The following is a 17,969-nucleotide window of genomic DNA, read 5'->3' as shown; positions in this document are numbered from 1 at the left end:
CAGAGAGCCCAGCCGTCAGCGCAAGCGCGCTAAAACTCTAAGGCAAAAAAAAGCTGCGTCCGCACTGGACGCAGCTCCTCAAAGCAGCGGTTGCTGAGACCGCCGCCTGGTCGACCTGTTGACGACGTTACTTCGGCAGCGTGCCGTCCACGCCTTCCACATACCAGTTCAGGCGTTGCAATTCCGGATCGGTCAGCGTCTTGCCGGCCGGGACCTTCACCGCGCCGGACTGGTCCTTGATCGGACCAGTAAACACGTCCCACTTGCCGCCCGCCAGTTCGTCACGCTTCGCCGAAACCTGCTTCTGCGCGTCAGCCGAGATTGCGGACGTGTTCAGATCCTCGAGATTGACGGCCTTCTGCGGAATACCCCACCACACCGGATCGTTCTTCCACTTGCCGTCCAGCACCTGCTGGATCGCCGCGTTGTAATACACGCCCCAGTGCGCGACCACCGAACCGAGGTGCGCGTCGGGACCGAACTTCTTCATGTCCGAATCCCAGCCGAACGCGTGCACGTGCTTGGCCGACGCCGTGGCGAGCGTGGCGCTCGAATCGGTGTTTTGCAGCAGCACGTCGGCGCCCTGGCCGATCAGCGTTTCAGCCGCCTGCTTTTCCTTGCCCGGATCGAACCAGCTGTTGATCCAGATGACCTTGGTGTGCACCTTCGGATTCACCGAGCGCGCGCCGAGCGTGTACGCGTTGATGTTGCGGATCACTTCGGGAATCGGCACCGACGCCACGAAACCGAGCGTGTTGGTCTTCGTCACATAGCCCGCGGCGACGCCGGCGAGATACGCGCCCTGGTACATGCGCACGTCATAGGTGCCGAAGTTCGGCGCCTTCTTGTAGCCGGTTGCGTGCAGGAACACGGTGTCCGGGAAATCCTTCGCGACCTTCAGTTCGAAGTCCTGATACCCGAAGCTCGAACCGATGATGATCTTGTTGCCCTTGTTCGCCAGATCGCGGAACACGCGCTCGGAGTCGGCCGATTCCGGCACGTTTTCGATGCGCGTGATCTTGATCTTGTTGCCGAACTTCGCTTCCGCTTCCTTCGATCCCTGATCGTGCGCGAAGGTCCAGCCCGCATCGCCCGGATTGCCCAGGTAGACGAACGCGACGCCCGGCGCATCGGCGGCCTGCGCGCTTTGCGCGAGCGGCGCGGCGAGCGCCAGCGAGGCCGCGCCCCAAGCGAAAGCGGTCAGCAGATTTCTTCTCTTCATGTTTTCTCCTGTCGTGTTTATCGAATGCGTGTTTATCAATGATGTGAAAAGCGGAGTCGATGGTCGGTCAGCCCGCCGAGAAAAACGGTTTGCCCAGCGAGGCGGGCGCATTCAGACGGATCGTGTTCGGATTGCGCGAGATCAGCACCAGCACGACGACCGTCGCGACGTAGGGCAGCATCGCGAGGAATTGCGTCGGCACCGGCACGCCGATCGCCTGCGCGTAGAACTGCAGGCCGGTCACGGCGCCGAACAGCAGCGCGCCGATCAGCAGACGCCCCGGGCGCCACGTCGCGAACACGACCAGCGCGAGCGCGATCCAGCCGCGGCCCGAAGTAAGCTGCTCCTGCCACAGGTGCAGATTGACGATCGAGTAGTAACCGCCCGCAAGCCCGGCCATGCCGCCGCCGAACGCCACCGCGCCGTAGCGCACGCCGATCACCGGGAAGCCGACCGAGTGCGCCACCTGCGGCGATTCGCCGACCGAGCGCAACACCAGACCCGCGCGCGTGCGGTACAGGAACCAGCCGATCACCGCGAACATCAGGAACGCGAGGTAATCGAGCGGCGTGAGACTGAAGAACGCGGGACCGAGCACCGGGATCTTCGAGAGGCCGGGAATGGTCCATGTGTCGATGGTCGCGCGCACCGCCGCCGATGTGTACGGCTTGCCGACATAAGCCGACAGACCGATGCCGAAGATCGTCAGCGAGAGGCCGGTGGCGACCTGATTGGCGAGCATGGTGAGGGTGAGAAACGCGAACAGCAGCGACATGGCGAGACCGGCGCCGATCGCGGCGAGCACGCCGAGCCACGGGCTGCCGGTGATCGCGGTGACCGCGTAGCCGGTCACCGCGCCCATCAGCATCATGCCTTCGACGCCGAGGTTGAGGACGCCCGATTTCTCGGTGACGAGTTCGCCCGCGCCCGCGAACATCAGCGGAATCGCGGCGGTGACGGCGCTCGAGGTGAGCGAGCTGGCTTGTTGAATGTCCATTTGGATCCGGCGCAAAAATCAGTGAGCGATGAGCAGTGAGCGAGTCAGTGAGCCTGGGCGGCCAGCGTACGTCGGCGCACGCGGTAGTTCACGAACAGGTCGGCGCCCAGCAGGCAGAACAGCAGCAGCCCCTGGAACACACCGGAAAGCGCCTGCGGCAGTTGCATCGAGGTTTGCACGGCTTCGCCGCCGAGATACAGCAGCGCCATCAGCAGGCTCGCGAGCACGATGCCGAGCGGATGCAGCCGCCCCACGAACACGACGATGATTGCCGTGAAGCCATAACCCGGCGACCATGTAGCCTGCAACTGCCCGATCGGACCGGAGATCTCGCCCATGCCGGCGAGGCCCGCCAAACCGCCGCTGATCAGCAGCGACGTCCAGATAGTCTTCTTGTCGGAGAAGCCGGCGTAGCGCGCGGCGAGCGGTGCGAGACCGCCGACGTTCATGCGGTAGCCCGCAAAGCTCTTGCGCATGAAAATCCACACGAGCGGAATCGCGATCAGCGTGACGAACACCGATGCGTTCAAACGCGTGCCGCGCAGCCATTTGATGTGCCAGTCGCCGGAGAAGGTCGGATAGAGCGCGTCGCCGCTGAACATCTCCGAGAGCGGGAAGTTCATGCCCTGCGGGTCGCGCCACGGGCCGCTCACCAGATAGATCAGCAACTGCGTCGCCACATACGTGAGCATCAGGCTGACGAGAATCTCGTTGGTGTTGAAGCGGCTCTTGAGCAGCGCCGGAATCGCCGCCCACGCCATGCCGCCGAGCACGCCGGCGATCATCATGGTCGGCAGGATCCACCAGCCGGTGGCCTGATCGAAATAGATCGCGACGCCGCTCGCGGCAATGCCGCCGAGCAGCATCTGCCCTTCGGCGCCGATGTTCCACACGTTGGCGCGATAGCCGATGGCAAGACCAAGCCCGATCAGGCACAACGGCGACGCCTTCAGCAGCAGCTCGGACCAGCCGTTCACGCTGGAGAGCGGCTCGATGAAAAACGCGTGCATGGCTTGCAACGGATCGCGGCCGACGAGGCTGAAGATCAGAAAGCCGATCGCGAGCGTGAGCAACGCGGCGATCAGCGGCACGGCGAGCTGCATGGTGCGCGAGGGCGTCGTGCGTGCTTCGAGTCGATACGGAAGAATCATGGGTAGCGTGTGATTTATATGGTTCTCGTTCTGATGCCGGGCGAGCTCACGCGTATTCGCGAGACAGACGCCCGCTCAGGCATGCGCCGGTTGTTCCGCCGAAGGCGCCGAGCCCTCGCGGTCGCCGAACAGGCCCGCCATCCAGCGGCCGATTTCCTCGGCGTTGGTCGCCCCCGTGGCGCGAACCGGCGAGAGTCTGCCGCCTGCGAGCACCGCGATGCGATCGCAGATGTCGAATAATTCCTCCAACTCCTCCGAGATCACCAGAATCGCCACGCCGCGCGCCGACAGATCGAGCAACTGCTGCCGAATGAACGACGCCGCGCCGACGTCGACGCCCCACGTGGGCTGCGCGACCACCAGCACCTTGGGCGCCTGCAGAATCTCGCGTCCCATGATGTATTTCTGCAGATTGCCGCCCGACAGACTTTGCGCGAGCGCTTCGGAGCCGCCGCAGCGCACGTCGAAAGCGTCGATGCAGCGCTTTGCAAACGCACGCATCGCGCCCGCCTTGATCCAGCCCGAACTCACCATCTGCTGACGATGCGCGGTGAGCAGCGCGTTTTCCGACAGCGTCATGGCCGGCACCGCGCCGCGGCCAAGGCGCTCTTCCGGCACGAAGCCGAAGCCGAGCGCACGTCGGCCGCCTGCGCCGAGGCGTCCCGCCGCCTTGCCGCAAATGGTGACCGCGTCGGCACGCACGCCGCGCTTTTCGCCCGACAGCGCCGACAGCAGTTCCGCCTGTCCATTGCCCGAGACGCCCGCGATGCCGAAGATTTCGCCCGCATGCACGCCGAACGACACGTCGCTCAACGAGGTGCCGAACGGGTCGTCGCTTTCCACCGAGAGTTGCTTGACGTCGAGCAGCACGGCGCCCGGATTGTGTTCGCGCCGCGTGTAATCGGGCAGCGAGTGGCCGACCATCAATTGCGCGAGCGACGCATGGGTTTCGCCCTTCGGCTTCACGTGACCCGTCACGCGGCCGCCGCGCATCACCGTCGCGGTGTCGCACAGTTCCTGGATTTCGTCGAGCTTGTGGCTGATGTAGAGGATGCTGCAGCCTTCGGCCGCGAGCCGCCGAAGCGTCGCGAACAGCTTGCGGACCGCTTGCGGCGTCAGCACCGAAGTCGGCTCGTCCATGATCAGCAAACGCGGATTCTGCAGCAGACAACGCACGATCTCGACGCGTTGCCGCTCGCCCACGGTCAGGCTATGCACGTGGCGTTGCGGATCGATATCGAGGCCATAATCCGCGGAGACTTCGCGGATGCGCTTCGATAGCGTCTTCAGATCGAAAGGTTCGTCGAGCGCGAGCGCGATGTTTTCGCCGACCGTGAGCGTCTCGAACAGCGAAAAGTGCTGGAACACCATGCCGATGCCCAGTTTGCGCGCCGCCGCCGGGTTGGCGATCGCGACCGTCTGGCCTTCCCAGCGAATCTCGCCGGCGTCGGGCCGCACCGCGCCGTAGATGATTTTCATCAGCGTGCTTTTGCCGGCGCCATTCTCGCCGAGCACGGCATGGATTTCGCCCGGCGCGACGATCAACGTGACGTCGTCGTTGGCGCGCACGGCCGGGTATTGTTTGGTGATGCCCTGGAGCATCAACCGGGGCGCCGCCTGTTCCGGCCTGTCTGCCGGCTGCGCGGCGGCGCCGTCGCTATAAGAAGAGTCGCTCATGTGATTCCGTAGTACGTCAGTGACTGCCGGTTACAGCGCGTCCGCCCACCTTGCCGGCAAGCGATCCGTCACCACAACCGGATGACAATACCTAATTCGACCCACTCAGTCGAGCCGCCAAAATTCCCCGCAAACCCGCGCCGTAGCGCGCTCTGCGGGTATCCCACTCTTGACGTGGCGTTTCGTTCATATTAAAAGTCATATACCCCCACGCCCGTTCGATCAGCCAGAACATATATTTCGGAGAAGTCATGAGTCAGCAACGCGAGGCGATCGATACGTACCTGTTACGCGTCTTGCACACCCTGTTGATGGAACGCAGCGTCACGCGCGCGGCCGTCAAACTGAATCAATCGCAACCCGCCATCAGCGCGGCGCTGCGCCGCTTGCGCGACATCACCGGCGACCCGCTGCTGGTGCGCGGCAAATCCGGCATGGTGCCGACGGAATACGGCCTGCGGCTGCTCGAACCGGTGCAGAACGCGCTGCGCGAGATCGAACGTATCAAGTTCCAGCAGCACAACTTCGATCCGGCTACGTCCATCCGTTGCTACCGGATAGGCTGTCCGGACTACCTGAACGTGCTGTTCGTGCCGACGGTGGTCGAACGCTTTCGTCAGGCCGCGCCGAACGCGACGCTCGAGTTTCACTCGCTCGGGCCGGCCTTCGACTACGAACTCGCACTCGAAGACGGCAAGCTCGACATCGTGGTCGGCAACTGGCCGGAGCCGCCGGAGCAACTGCACCTGTCGAACCTGTTCGTCGATCAGATCGTGTGCCTGATGAGCAACACGCATCCGTTCGCCAAACGCGGCGGTCTCACGCTCGACCAGTACCTGAACGCTCCGCATCTCGCGCCTACTCCTTATTCGGTGGGCCAGCGCGGCGCGATCGACGTGCATCTCGCACGCGAGCGGCTCAAGCGCCATGTGGTCGTGACGTTGCCGTACTTCAATCTGGCGCCGTATGTGCTGATCAAGTCCGATCTGATCTTCACGACAACGCGCCTCTTTGCCGATTACTACGCCAAGTTCCTGCCGCTCACGGTCGTGCCGGCGCCGCTCGATTTTCCGCCGATGCAGTACTACCAACTGTGGCACGAGCGCGTGCATTACTCCGATGAAGTGCGCTGGTTGCGCAGCCTGGTCGCCGAAGCGACCAAGACGTTGATCGACAAGCCTTGAGTTTTTGCTTTGCTTTGCGGGTTATCGGCGCTCGCCGATAACCCGCTCCTTCTTTTACGCCGCCGCTTCGTAAAGCGTCTTCGCCAACCGGTTATGCTGCTCGATGACCGGTCCGAGTTCCAGCGTCGTCAACTGCCCTTCTTTCACGACCACCTTGCCGCCGATCACGCTATAGCTCACCTGCGACGGCGCGCAGAACACAAGCGCCGCAACCGGGTCATGCAACGCGCCGGCAAAGAGCGGCTGACGCAAATCGAACGACACGAAATCCGCCGCCATGCCTGGCGCCAATGCGCCGATATCGTCGCGATTGAGCACCTTCGCGCCGCCGAGCGTCGCGATTTCCAATGCCTCGCGCGCGGTCATTGCATCCGGCCCGAAGCCGACTCGCTGCAACAGCAACGCCTGACGCACCTCGGCGATCATCTGCGCGCCGTCATTCGACGCCGAACCGTCGACGCCCAAGCCCACCGGCACGCCCGCCAAACGCATGCGCTTCACCGGCGCGATGCCCGACGCGAGCCGCATGTTCGAACACGGACAGTGCGCGACGCCGGTGCCGGTGCGCGCGAACAGTTCGATGCCCGCGTCGTCGAGTTGCACGCAGTGCGCATGCCATACGTCATGGCCGACCCAGCCGAGGTCTTCCGCGTACTCCGCCGGCGTCATGCCGAACTTCTCGCGGCTATACGCGATGTCGTTGACGTTCTCCGCCAGGTGCGTATGCATCGACACGCCATACTGCCGCGCCATCACCGCCGACTCTCGCATCAGATCGCGGCTCACCGAGAACGGCGAGCACGGCGCGACCACCACGCGCAACATCGCGTAACGCCCTTCGTCGTGGTACGTCTCGATCAGGCGCTGCGTGTCCTGCAGAATGTCCGCTTCACGTTCGACCACCGAGTCCGGCGGCAAGCCACCGTCTTTCTGCCCCACGCTCATGCTGCCGCGCGCCGCGTGAAAACGCATGCCGATCCGGCGCGCCGCGGCGATGCTGTCGTCGAGGCGGCTGCCGTTCGGATAGATATACAGATGGTCACTCGAAGTCGTGCAGCCGGAGAGCAACAGCTCGGCCATTGCCGTCAGCGTCGAGACTTCGATCATCTCCGGCGTGAGATTCGCCCACACCTTGTAAAGGTTGGTCAGCCAGCCGAACAACTCGGCGTTCTGCGCGGCCGGAATCGCGCGCGTGAGGCTCTGATACATGTGGTGGTGCGTGTTCACCAGGCCCGGAATCACCAGATGCCCGCGCATGTCCAGCACTTCGTCGGCGGTTTGCGGTAGATCCGCCGTCGGTCCGACCGCGACGATGCGGTTGTCCTCGATATACAGGCCACCGTCGCGCAGTTCGCGCCGGGCGCCGTCCATCGTGACCAGCACATCCGCGTGCTTCACCAGCATCGTTTTTTTGGGCTTATTCGTTTGATTAGCCGCTTGTTCCATCGTCATTCGTTTCTCCGCTTCATTGCTTCCGTGCAAAGCCGTTCGAACGCGATGTGACGGCGCTGCCGTGCCGCCGCGTCCCGTCGAACGCCGTTGGCCCGGTTACCCAGCGTGCTTCCGCCGTCTTCGGGGTGTGCGCCGCGGCTGAATCGTCGTCGATTCGCGTTTGCTGCAACGCACAGGCGTAACCTTCGACGGCCAAAATAATGCTGACAACTCACGCCGATGCGATACCCAACTTCAGGCCGTCGATATAGTGGGTCTTTTTTGGCGCCGGTACGATCCGCCCGTAAGGCATTTGCGCTGTAATAGTCGAAGGAATCGGTCTTTGCGGCTTTCAGCAGGCTGTCCGTCATGCGCCAGCTATTATCTTTCCTATCTCGCGCGCGCTGAACGGAACATCCTTTTTACAATGGCTGTCACGGCGCTCGCTTCAATTCGCCGACGGGTATGTAGCCACTGACGTGGAGCCTCGATCCGCCGCAAACGTATCTGGATCGGGCTGCCGCCGAAACCTCGCAAACACACAAGGAAAATTGCGAATGGGAAAGCTCACTACCCATGTGCTCGACACCGCGAACGGCCGTCCCGGCGCGGGCGTCAAGGTCGAACTCTTCGCGCTCTCAGGCGACACGCGCCGCGCGCTCAAAACCACCACCACCAATGACGACGGTCGTTGCGACCAGCCGCTGCTCGAGGGCGACGCGCTAGTCGCGGGCGAATACGAACTCGTGTTCGGCGCCGGCGATTACTTCGCGTCGATCGGTACGAAGGTGCCGGAGCCGCGCTTCGTCGATCGAGTCGTGTTGCGCTTCGGCGTGGCCGATGCCGGCGCGCACTATCACGTGCCGCTGCTTGTGTCGCCGTGGTCATACAGCACGTATCGCGGCAGCTAAGGAGACATCTGCCGCTTGGTGTTGGAAAGAGGCTGGAGGAAGCGAGGTCGAGTTCGCGCAGCATGACGATCGCGCTCGATTGCATTGCGCAGATGCTCAGGGAGACCCAGGCGAGCACCCGCGAAACGCAATCGAACGCACGCGACTCGTCCCGATTCGAACCCAACCCGACCAACGCATCGAGCCAATAAAAACCGGCGCTGTGCGAACTGAGCGCATCGCGTCTTCACCCCGCAGTCTGCGCAGCGACGTGCTGCCCTGCCAACGACCCGTCAGCCGGGTTTTAGAAAGGCATACAACGTCGCTGCGCGTACAACGAATCAGAAGTGGAGGAGTTTCATGGAAGGCTTTATCACAGACTGGTTGAATCTGGCGATTCGCTGGTTTCACGTCATCGCCGCGATTGCATGGATCGGCGAATCGTTTTATTTCGTCGCGCTCGACAACAGCCTGAAACCGCCGACGGACCCGAATCAGCGCAGGCGCGGCGTGTTCGGCGAACTGTGGCACGTGCACGGCGGCGGCTTCTACAACATGCAGAAGTACACCGTCGCGCCGCCGGAAATGCCGGAGGATCTGCACTGGTCGAAGTGGCCGTCGTACACCACGTGGCTGTCGGGCTTCGGTCTCTTTACCGTGCTGTATCTGTTCTCGCCGAGCACTTACCTGATCGACAAGAACGTGCTGGATATGGGCCCGGTGGTCGCCGTCGCCTCGGCGCTCGGCTTCCTCGCCGCCGGCTGGATCGTGTACGACTCGCTGTGCCGCATTCTCGGCAACAAGGACAAGGTGCTCGGCATCTGCGTCGGCGTGTACGTGCTGATCGCGGCGTGGCTCGCATGCCATATCTTCGCGGGCCGCGCGGCTTACCTGATCATGGGCGCGATGCTGGCGACGATCATGTCGGCCAACGTGTTCTTCGTGATCATTCCGGGCCAGCGCAAGATGGTCGACGCGATGCTCAAGGGCGAGACGCCGAACCCGATCTACGGCAAGCGCGGCAAGCAGCGCTCGGTGCACAACACGTATTTCACTCTGCCGGTGGTGTTCGCGATGCTGTCGAACCACTACGCGATGACCTATACGCACCCGTACAACTGGGCCGTGCTGCTGGTCATCATGCTGGCCGGCGCGCTGATCCGTCAGTTCTTCGTGATGCGTCACCGTGGCCAGGTGCTGTGGTATCTGCCGCTGGTGGGCATCGCGCTGATGTTCGGCGCCCTCTTCTGGACGATGCCGAAGCCGATGGTGCCGCAAGCACAAGCGGCGAACGCGCCGGTGGTCCGCGTGGCCGATATCGCGCCGGTGCTGCAACAGCGCTGCGTGGCGTGCCACTCCGCGCATCCGACGATGATGGGCAGCGCCCCGGCCGGCGTGCTGCTCGATACGCCGGATGAAATCTCGCAGAACGCGCAGCGGATCTACCAGCAAGCCGTGACGCTGAAGGCCATGCCGCTCGGCAACGTGACGCACATGACCGACGACGAGCGGATGAAGATCGCCGCGTGGTTTCAGGGTGGTGCGGTGAAGTAATCATCGGGCCGGGCGTGGGTACCCGGCCTGGCAATGGATGAAGCAACATTGAGGCGGGCTTTTCGCGCGAGCGGGAAGTCCGCTTTTTTGTGTGCGTCGATGCTGGCGCTTTAACGGCAACTCGGTTACTTGTGGCCCGAAGGCTACAAAATGGCGAAAAAAAGAAAATTTGTAGCCCATGGGGCACAAGCACATTAATCAAATTTGTGCCTTACAGGCTACAATATCGGGCGTGTTCATCGAAATTAACGCCTTGGGGCTACAAATGACCAACCTTGCCGATGTATCAGACATGCTGAAGGCCGTGCGCCACGATAGCAATCTGTCGCAAGAGGAGCTGGCGCGCCGGGCCGGCGTCGCGCGCACCACCGTCGCGCGTATGGAAACGCTCGCCAAAAACGATATGAGCGTGTCCGTGCTCGTGCGCCTGCTCGAAGCGGCAGGCTACGACCTCAAGTTCGTCGCGCACGGACACGGGCGCACACTCGAAGACATCCTCGCTGAACAACGCAGTCCGGACGCGAACCAATGAGGCTCGACGTTCAGGTATTGGGCAGGAACGTCGCCACGCTATTTCGCGAGCGCGACGACTACGTCCTCAAATACAACCGCGACGCGAGCGCGGCAGACTTCGTCAGCCTGACCATGCCGGTGCGCGAAGAGGCCTGGCGCTGGCCGCGCGATCTGCATCCGTTTTTCCGGCAGAACCTGCCGGAGGGTTATCTGCTGAATCTGATCCGCGAGCAATTTGGACCGTTGCTCGACGGCACCGACCTGTCGCTGCTGGCCGTCGTAGGTGCAATGGGGATTGGCCGCGTCACCGTGACGCCTGAAGGCGTCGCGCCGGGCACAGAACTGCAAGCGCTCGACGTGCAGGACATTTTGCACGGCGACAACACGGCTGAACATTTCGCGCGCCTCGTGCGCGACTATGCGCGCGCGGCAATTTCGGGCGCCGTGCCGAAGTTCATCGCACCTGAGGGCGATATTTCCGGCACGTCCATGCCGATGCCGCTCGGCAAGCCCACCATCCGGACGAGTCGCCACATCGTCAAAGGTTCAGACGACAGCACGCCGTTTCTCGGCTTCAACGAGTTCTACTCAATGCGCGTGCTGGAGCGGCTCGGCGTCGCGCCGGTCGCGCGCACGCAGATGTCGGACGATGGGCGGGCGCTGATCGTCGAGCGCTTCGACGTCGACGCACAGGGATTGCCGGCCTACGGCGTCGAAGACATGTGCGGCCTGTTGGGTTTGCCGCCGCACGAAAAATACAACTCGACCAGCGAGAAAATGCTCAAAGCCGCGCGAGCCTATCTGCTCGATCGCGACACCATGCGGCCGCAACTCGAACAGCTTGGCTGGCATCTGCTGACGAACTACGTCGTACGCAACGCGGACTGTCATACGAAGAACGTGGCGTTGCTCTATACGTCGGTCGATGATGTCGCGTTCACGCCTGTGTTCGACATCGTCACGACGCAAGCGTACCCGCGCTTTGCAGCCAATCCGCCGGGCTTGCCGATCGACGGCCGCAAAACCTGGGCGGCCGGCAAAACGCTGGAGCGTTTTTTCAACACGCGCATGGGCATTGCGCCGCGACAATACGCGCAGATGGTCGAGGCGTTGTGCGATTCGGCTGTCGCCGTCGGTCATGAGTTGATTGAAGCGGCGCGCAACGAAAAACAATGGCACACCGTTGCGAAGCACATGCTTCACGCTTGGGACGACGGCATGGCGTCCTTGCGCTCGCCGAAGAAGAGCCTGCAATTCAAGGGACTCAAACCGGCGATCGAAGCCGCGGGTTTTTCCGCGCCTGAACCGGCGGAACGCCCGCGCGAAGTGATCGGGCATTCACCGCTTCTTGCCAAACGTAGCTAAACGCAGAACAATGGCGGCGCTACCGGTAAGGTTCACCGCAAAAAAGAACCCACAGCATGAATGATGCTGTGGGTTCTTTTTAATCAACCTGCTCGCTACATCGAAGCAATAACGATCAAACCGCTACCGCGCTCAACGCATCTTCAGTGAGCCACAACGACTCCACGAGATCCTGCTCATTGAGATTGAGTCCATCGCCGCCACGATCGACGACGATAAAGTCGCTCACGTCGCCCAACGCGATCAGCGGGTGATGCCACACGCCCTTCGCATAGTTCACGCCCTGCCAGCCGCTCGTCACGAACGCGCGAATCTTCGACGCGTCCAGCTCGCCCGCCGGCGCCACGACTACCAGATACGGCTTGTCGTTCAGCGGCACGAACGCCTGGCTGCCGAGCGGATGCCGCTCGAGCATCTTCACTTCGAACGGCAGTGTGCGTGGCTGTCCGCGAAACAGGTTGACGAGCGTGCGGCCGTTCTCGTCGGTGACGTCCACTTTCGCGAGATCGTGAAAGCGGATCGTCGTGCCGAGGTTGATCGGAATCTGCTTCGCGCCTTCGAGTTCGATCACGTCGCCGAACGCGGCGAACGCTTCTTTCGTCAACGGTTCGATCGCGAGCGTTTTCATGATGCGAGCGTGCCCCACAGACGCAGACGCGACACGCCGCCGTCCGGAATGATGTTGAAGCGCACGTGCGTCACCGGACCCAGCGCCGCGATTTCGCTTTCGAAATAGTGCTGGTTGTCCATCTTCAACTTCTGTTCGCCGAGCAGCACCGGCCAGAACATGGCCTGCGTGATCAGCGAACTGTCCGTGCCGCCCGTCACGTACGCGGCCTGAATCGAGCAGCGATCCGGAAAGTTGCCCTTGAAGTGCGCCGTATCGACTTCGATCTTTTTGATCACGCCCGGCTGCGCCAGCGCGACGATCGCCCAGTCGTTGCCCGGTTCGCGACGGCGGCGCGTTTCCCAGCCGTCGCCCATGTTCACGCCGCGGCCCGGCATCAGAATCGTCGACGCAGCGCCGAAGTGCTGGTTGTTGGCCGCGACCAGATACGCGCCGTTTTCCATCGCCGCCAGATCGAACTGCTCGGTGCGGCTCGCGCCCGCCCAATCGACTTGCGGTTGACCATACACACGCAGACGCGCGATCCCGCCGTCCGGATAGATGTTCACGCGCAGATGCGTGTACGCGTTCGCGTCGCTGACTTCGTGGTAGTGGTGGCTATTGCCTTGCAACGTGGTGGACGGCACGATTTCGGTCCATTGCGTCGACTGGTTCGGTGCGCCGTCCACCACGCGTGCGGCTTCCACCGACGCCGCCGGCGGGAAGTTGCCCGTGAAGTGGCTGGTGTCGAGGTCGAGACCCTTGATCACGCCCGGCCGCGCCAGTTTCACGACGCACCAGTCATAGCCGTTGGCGCGCTTGCGGCGCGTTTCCCAGCCGTCCATCCACTTGCCGTTGTCGTCGTACTTGCCCGGAATGAAGACGGCCGGCTCCGGATTCAGCATGCGTTCCTTCGGTGCGAAGAAATCGTCGCTGGCCTCGAGCGCCTGCGCGCCCAGGCGCGGGTCCGCCAGATTCACATAACGGCGCGTGAATTCCGGTGCGTTGGGGTCGAGAATCGGGAGTGCCATCTTTGTCTTCCTTAGTGTTAGTCAGTGCTCAAAAAACGTTTCGGTTCGAGTCCAGCGACGCGCGGCAAAACCTTACGCGTCGATCAGGTCGTCGAGCCGGAAACGTGCGATACGGTAGATCTGATCGAGGCTCGCGCGCAGTTCGTCGGCGCGGCTATTGTTCACGCGCGCCTCGAAGTTCGCGATGATGCCGTGACGGTCATACCCACGCACGGCGAGAATGAACGGAAAGCCGAATTTCTCGCGATACGCGGCGTTCAGCGCGAGCAGTTTGTCGAATTCTTCCTGCGTGCATTGCGCGAGGCCGGCGCCGCTTTGCTCACGCGTGGATTCGGCGGTCAGTTCGCCGCGCACCGCGGCCTTGCCGGCGAGCTCCGGGTGGGCGTTGATCAACGCCAGTTGCTTCTCTTCGCCTGAAGTCTCGACAATGTCCGACATCTTGCGATGCAGTTCGTCGATGCTGGCGAAAGGCCGTTGCTGCGCGGCGATTTCCGCGACCCACGGCGAGTGCTCGAAAATGCCCGACAGCGCTGCCACGAACGCGTCGGTCGAGGTGCTGTTGAGTTGATCAAGAGTGTATTGCATCGCCTTCATGCCGCAGCCCCGCGGTTGTTTTGTTGATAAGGATGATGTTCGCGCCAGTGGCGCGCAATATCGACGCGCCGCGTCACCCAGACGCGATCGTGCTGTTCGATATGGTCGAGGAAACGTTGCAGCGCGCGGAAACGCCCAGGGCGTCCGAGCAGACGGCAGTGCATACCGATAGAGAGCATCTTGGGCGCTTCGTCGCCTTCTTCGTAGAGCACGTCGAATGCGTCGCGCAGGTACGTGAAGAAGTGGTCTGCGGTGTTGAAGCCTTGCGGGCTCGCAAAGCGCATGTCGTTGGTGTCGAGCGTGTACGGCACGATCAGTTGCGGCACTTTCGCGCCGCCTGTCACGTCAACGTCCATCCAGAACGGCAGATCGTCGCCGTAGTAATCCGAGTCGTACAGGAAACCGCCGTATTCAGCGACCAGACGCCGTGTGTTGGGACTGTCGCGGCCGGTGTACCAGCCGAGCGGACGCTCACCCGTCACGCGCTCGATCGCTTCCATGCCGAGGCGCATGTGCTCCGCTTCTTTCTCCGGCGCCATGTCCTGATAGTGAATCCAGCGATAACCGTGGCAAGCAATCTCATGCCCGAGTTCGACGAAGGCACGCGCCAGTTCCGGATGCCGTTCGACCGCCATGCCGACGCCGAACACCGTGAGCGGCAGCTTGCGCTTCTCGAATTCGCGCAGGATGCGCCAGACGCCCGCGCGCGAACCGTATTCGTAGATCGACTCCATGCTCATGTGGCGCGCCGGGAAAGACGCGGCGCCGACGATTTCCGACAGAAACTGCTCGGAGCCGGGATCGCCGTGCAGCACGCAGTTTTCACCGCCCTCTTCGTAATTCAGAACGAATTGCACCGCGACACGCGCTCGACCCGGCCAGTTTGCCTGCACCGGGTGGCGGCCGTAGCCGATCAGATCGCGTGGGTAGTTCGGGTCGAGTGGCATGGTTTGACGAATGCGTGGTGACGGTACGTAAAATTCGCGTGGAACTCATGTGGTGTGCACATGAGGTCGTGCTTGAGTTTGCGTGCGGCATGCAAATGACTGATGCGGGCGCTAGAGAGACAGCGTCAGAAAGAGCTCTGAAAAGCAGCAGAAAAAAGCCTTTCAGGCAGCCCGCGCCGAGTTGGACCAGTGTAGCGAAAACACCCGGGTGCGCCCATACACCCGGGCAGATAGTGCGTGTCAGACTGAATGTATGTGCGGCCCCGATTCTGTAGTGTTTACCCGCAATAAATCGGCCGTTCCCGCGTTTTCCGGCGCATTTGCCGCGGAAATGACGGTAGAGCCGCGCGGGGCACGCGGATTCGGATCGGCATCGGCCGGACTGAAGGACGCCAGCGCGCCGTCGTAGCGCTTGGTCAGCGGCCGGGCGTAATCGCCGCGTTTGGCCGTCGAAAGACGCAGCGCGACCAGCGCCTCGGTCCACTTCACAGCCGCCGTCACGCCCTCGATCACCGGTGCGCCGAGCGCGTCTTCGATCTCCGCGCACAGCTCAGCCATGCCCGCGCAGCCGAGCACGATCGCGTCCGAACCGTCTTCCGCGAGCGCACGCCGGCATTCGTCGAGGATGATGCGGCGCGCCGCCGAGCCCGGCTTGTCGAGGTCGAGCACGGCGACGTCGGTGGCGCGCACGTTGCGGCAAAACCGCTTCATGCCGTAGCGCTCGGCGAGGTGCCACGCCATGCCGCACGTGCGCGCCAGCGTGGTCACCACGGAGAAGCCCGGCGCCAGCACGCTGGCCGCGTGCATCGCCGCCTCGGCAATGCCGATCACCGGGCCACGCGCCAGCTCGCGCGCGGCGTACAGGCCTGGGTCGCCGAAGCAGGCGATCACGTAGCCGTCGCAGCCTTCACGCTCACCGGCGGCGACTTCGGCGAGCAAGCCCGGCGTGGCGAGCGCTTCGTCGTAATAGCCCTCGATTGACGGCGGCCCCATGGTCGGATTCACCGCGATGACTTCGGTGCCCGGCGCGGCGACTTCGCGCGCGCAGCGGCCCATTGCTTCCGTCATGCGCTGGGTCGTGTTCGGGTTGATCAGTTTGATACGCATATCGACTCCTGTTGCGTCTGCAAAATTCAGCGTGCAAGAACACGATAGAACAACGCAGCGAGGCCTGCGCCGATAAACCACGAGAAATTCGCCATGCCGTCGAGCGCGGGCACCATCACGCAGGCCACCGCGATCACGGCAGCCGGCAGCAACGCGGCGACCGCCCGGTAGTTGACGCCATTGCGATACCAGTAGGAACCCGTCGGCGAGACCGTGTACAGATCGTCGAGAACGATCTTCTGACGCTTCACGAGGAAGTAGTCGACGATCAGGACACCGTACAACGGTCCGATGAAACTGCCGAGGACGTCGAGCGTGTAGTGGATCACGGCCGGGTTGTTGAACAGATTCCACGGCGTGATGAAAATCGACGCCACCGCCGCGAGCATGCCGCCCATGCGCCAGCTAATGAGGCGCGGCGCGACGTTGGAAAAGTCGAAAGCCGGCGAAACGAAATTCGCGACGATGTTGATGCCGATGGTCGCGATCGTGAAAGTTAGCGCGCCGAGAATCACCGCAGTCGGATAGTCGATGCGGCCCACGGTTTCGACCGGGTCCGTGATCAGTTCGCCGAACACCGGCAGCGTGGCCGCGGTCGTGATCACCGTCACCAGCGAGAAGGCCAGAAAGTTGACCGGCAGGCCCCAGAAGTTGCCGCGCTGCACGCTGCGAAAGCTCTTGCCGTAGCGCGAGAAGTCGCCGAAATTCAGCATCGGTCCGGAGAAATACGACACCACCAGAGAGATCGCCGTGATCATCACCGGCACGACCTGCATGCCGTGATATTTGACGCCGCCCAGGTTGATGCCGATGTTGCGCCAGCCTGCGCGATACACCATGTAGCCCGCGAGAATAAACATCACCACATAAACGGCGGGACCGGCAAAGTCGATGAACTTCTTGATGGTCTCCATGCCGTGCCAGAACACCAGCGCCTGCAACACCCACAGCAGCATGAAGCCGGCCCAGCCGAGCGTCGAAAGCCCGAGGAAGCCGTGGTGATGAACGTCGGCGTAAGGCAGCAATTGCGGGACGAACTTCAACACGACGATCACTAGCGCGCTGGACGCCAGAAAAGTCTGGATGCCGTACCACGCGACCGCAATCAGGCCGCGAATCACCGCGGGAATATTCGCGCCGAGCACGCCGAAGGTCGCGCGACACGCCACCGGATACGGCACGCCGTTCGCCTGGCTCGGCTTGGCGATCAGGTTGCACAACAGGTTGACGATCGTAATGCCGACCAGCAGCGCGATCAGCACCTGCCAGCTCGTCAGCCCGAGCGCGAACAGACTGCCCGCGAATACGTAGCCGCCGACGCTGTGCACGTCCGACATCCAGAACGCAAAGATGTTGTAGGCGCCCCAGGTTTGATGCCGTAACGGCGCGAGATCCTCGTTGTAGAGGCGGTCGCTGTAGCCTGCGGGCATCGACGGTTCGCTGGATGCGCCGTCGTCTGCGTAAGCGGGAATTGCGGGATTGCCGGGCGCTGCACTGAACTGAGCCATGATTCCTCCTTGGAATAGGGACCGTCGATAGCGAATCGAGGGACGTTGCATCGGCCATGCCAGTCGCGCCCGCCTCGTCCGTATGAATCGAGGGTCCTGGCGCGTCTGTCCGGCCGTGCCGCGGATGTCTCCGTACTTGAAGTACTTGTGGTTATCGCACCGCCAGCAGCCGCGAAGTCCGGCGATGCGTT

General features: G+C 62.8%; 17 protein-coding genes. 5 read left to right on the top strand and 12 right to left on the bottom strand.

Annotated features, from left to right (window positions below; translation table 11 throughout):
• Positions 1-127: 127 nt before the first annotated feature.
• The 4 genes from PQR54_RS22740 to PQR54_RS22725 form a co-directional block, all read right to left on the bottom strand.
• On the bottom strand, positions 128-1,222 hold the full coding sequence (locus PQR54_RS22740) for a BMP family ABC transporter substrate-binding protein (RefSeq protein ID WP_408249549.1): 1,095 nt from the start codon (positions 1,220-1,222) through the stop codon (positions 128-130).
• Positions 1,223-1,289: 67 nt separating this feature from the next.
• Entirely contained in the window at positions 1,290-2,219 is a 930-nt protein-coding gene (locus tag PQR54_RS22735; RefSeq protein ID WP_012433315.1) for an ABC transporter permease, read from the bottom strand.
• 44 nt (positions 2,220-2,263) lie between these two features.
• The gene (locus tag PQR54_RS22730; protein WP_408249546.1) at positions 2,264-3,370 is read right to left on the bottom strand and encodes an ABC transporter permease; all 1,107 of its coding nucleotides are present in this window, start codon (positions 3,368-3,370) and stop codon (positions 2,264-2,266) included.
• Between the two features lie 75 nt (positions 3,371-3,445).
• Positions 3,446-5,047, bottom strand: coding sequence for an ABC transporter ATP-binding protein (locus PQR54_RS22725; RefSeq protein ID WP_408249544.1), 1,602 nt, complete (start codon positions 5,045-5,047; stop codon positions 3,446-3,448).
• A gap of 251 nt (positions 5,048-5,298) precedes the next feature.
• On the opposite strand from PQR54_RS22725, the gene PQR54_RS22720 reads away from it, so the two are divergent.
• The gene (locus tag PQR54_RS22720; protein WP_074764203.1) at positions 5,299-6,231 is read left to right on the top strand and encodes a LysR substrate-binding domain-containing protein; all 933 of its coding nucleotides are present in this window, start codon (positions 5,299-5,301) and stop codon (positions 6,229-6,231) included.
• A 54-nt stretch (positions 6,232-6,285) separates the two neighbouring features.
• Here the strand turns inward: PQR54_RS22720 and PQR54_RS22715 are convergent, their stop codons facing one another.
• Both PQR54_RS22715 and PQR54_RS22710 read right to left on the bottom strand, forming a co-directional pair.
• Entirely contained in the window at positions 6,286-7,683 is a 1,398-nt protein-coding gene (locus PQR54_RS22715; protein ID WP_408249542.1) for an 8-oxoguanine deaminase, read from the bottom strand.
• Positions 7,680-8,033 carry a hypothetical protein gene (locus PQR54_RS22710; protein WP_408249540.1) on the bottom strand — a complete coding sequence of 118 codons (354 nt, stop codon included), beginning with the start codon at positions 8,031-8,033 and terminating at the stop codon, positions 7,680-7,682. The genes PQR54_RS22715 and PQR54_RS22710 overlap by 4 nt, the downstream gene beginning before the upstream one ends.
• A 186-nt stretch (positions 8,034-8,219) precedes the next feature.
• On the opposite strand from PQR54_RS22710, the gene uraH reads away from it, so the two are divergent.
• The 4 genes from uraH to PQR54_RS22690 all read left to right on the top strand — a co-directional run bounded on the left by uraH (position 8,220) and on the right by PQR54_RS22690 (position 11,984).
• Positions 8,220-8,573, top strand: coding sequence for a hydroxyisourate hydrolase (uraH, locus tag PQR54_RS22705; protein WP_408249538.1), 354 nt, complete (start codon positions 8,220-8,222; stop codon positions 8,571-8,573).
• A 339-nt stretch (positions 8,574-8,912) separates the two neighbouring features.
• Positions 8,913-10,106 (top strand): urate hydroxylase PuuD, encoded by a 1,194-nt coding sequence (locus PQR54_RS22700; RefSeq protein WP_408249537.1) that lies wholly within the window; start codon positions 8,913-8,915, stop codon positions 10,104-10,106.
• A 265-nt stretch (positions 10,107-10,371) separates the two neighbouring features.
• On the top strand, positions 10,372-10,638 hold the full coding sequence (locus tag PQR54_RS22695; protein WP_408249918.1) for a helix-turn-helix domain-containing protein: 267 nt from the start codon (positions 10,372-10,374) through the stop codon (positions 10,636-10,638).
• Positions 10,635-11,984 (top strand): type II toxin-antitoxin system HipA family toxin, encoded by a 1,350-nt coding sequence (locus PQR54_RS22690; protein WP_408249535.1) that lies wholly within the window; start codon positions 10,635-10,637, stop codon positions 11,982-11,984. Before PQR54_RS22695 ends, PQR54_RS22690 begins: the two co-directional genes overlap by 4 nt.
• A 115-nt stretch (positions 11,985-12,099) precedes the next feature.
• Here the strand turns inward: PQR54_RS22690 and PQR54_RS22685 are convergent, their stop codons facing one another.
• The 6 genes from PQR54_RS22685 to PQR54_RS22660 form a co-directional block, all read right to left on the bottom strand.
• Positions 12,100-12,612, bottom strand: a complete 513-nt coding sequence (locus tag PQR54_RS22685) for an ureidoglycolate lyase (RefSeq protein ID WP_408249533.1) — start codon at positions 12,610-12,612, stop codon at positions 12,100-12,102.
• On the bottom strand, positions 12,609-13,622 hold the full coding sequence (gene alc / locus PQR54_RS22680) for an allantoicase (protein ID WP_012433323.1): 1,014 nt from the start codon (positions 13,620-13,622) through the stop codon (positions 12,609-12,611). The genes PQR54_RS22685 and alc overlap by 4 nt, the downstream gene beginning before the upstream one ends.
• Positions 13,623-13,694: 72 nt before the next feature.
• Complete coding sequence (gene uraD, locus PQR54_RS22675) at positions 13,695-14,216, bottom strand: 2-oxo-4-hydroxy-4-carboxy-5-ureidoimidazoline decarboxylase (RefSeq protein WP_408249531.1); 522 nt, start codon at positions 14,214-14,216, stop codon at positions 13,695-13,697.
• Positions 14,213-15,163 carry an allantoinase PuuE gene (gene puuE, locus PQR54_RS22670; protein WP_012433325.1) on the bottom strand — a complete coding sequence of 317 codons (951 nt, stop codon included), beginning with the start codon at positions 15,161-15,163 and terminating at the stop codon, positions 14,213-14,215. Before puuE ends, uraD begins: the two co-directional genes overlap by 4 nt.
• A 240-nt stretch (positions 15,164-15,403) precedes the next feature.
• Complete coding sequence (locus PQR54_RS22665) at positions 15,404-16,270, bottom strand: aspartate/glutamate racemase family protein (protein ID WP_408249529.1); 867 nt, start codon at positions 16,268-16,270, stop codon at positions 15,404-15,406.
• 26 nt (positions 16,271-16,296) lie between these two features.
• Complete coding sequence (locus tag PQR54_RS22660; RefSeq protein WP_408249527.1) at positions 16,297-17,778, bottom strand: NCS1 family nucleobase:cation symporter-1; 1,482 nt, start codon at positions 17,776-17,778, stop codon at positions 16,297-16,299.
• Positions 17,779-17,969: the final 191 nt, after the last annotated feature.

The organism is Paraburkholderia phytofirmans, from assembly GCF_046028095.1.
Classification (GTDB): Bacteria; Pseudomonadota; Gammaproteobacteria; order Burkholderiales; family Burkholderiaceae; genus Paraburkholderia; species Paraburkholderia phytofirmans_A.
Note: the sequence above shows the minus strand (reverse complement) of the source record. Positions and strands in the feature narration are given on the sequence as shown.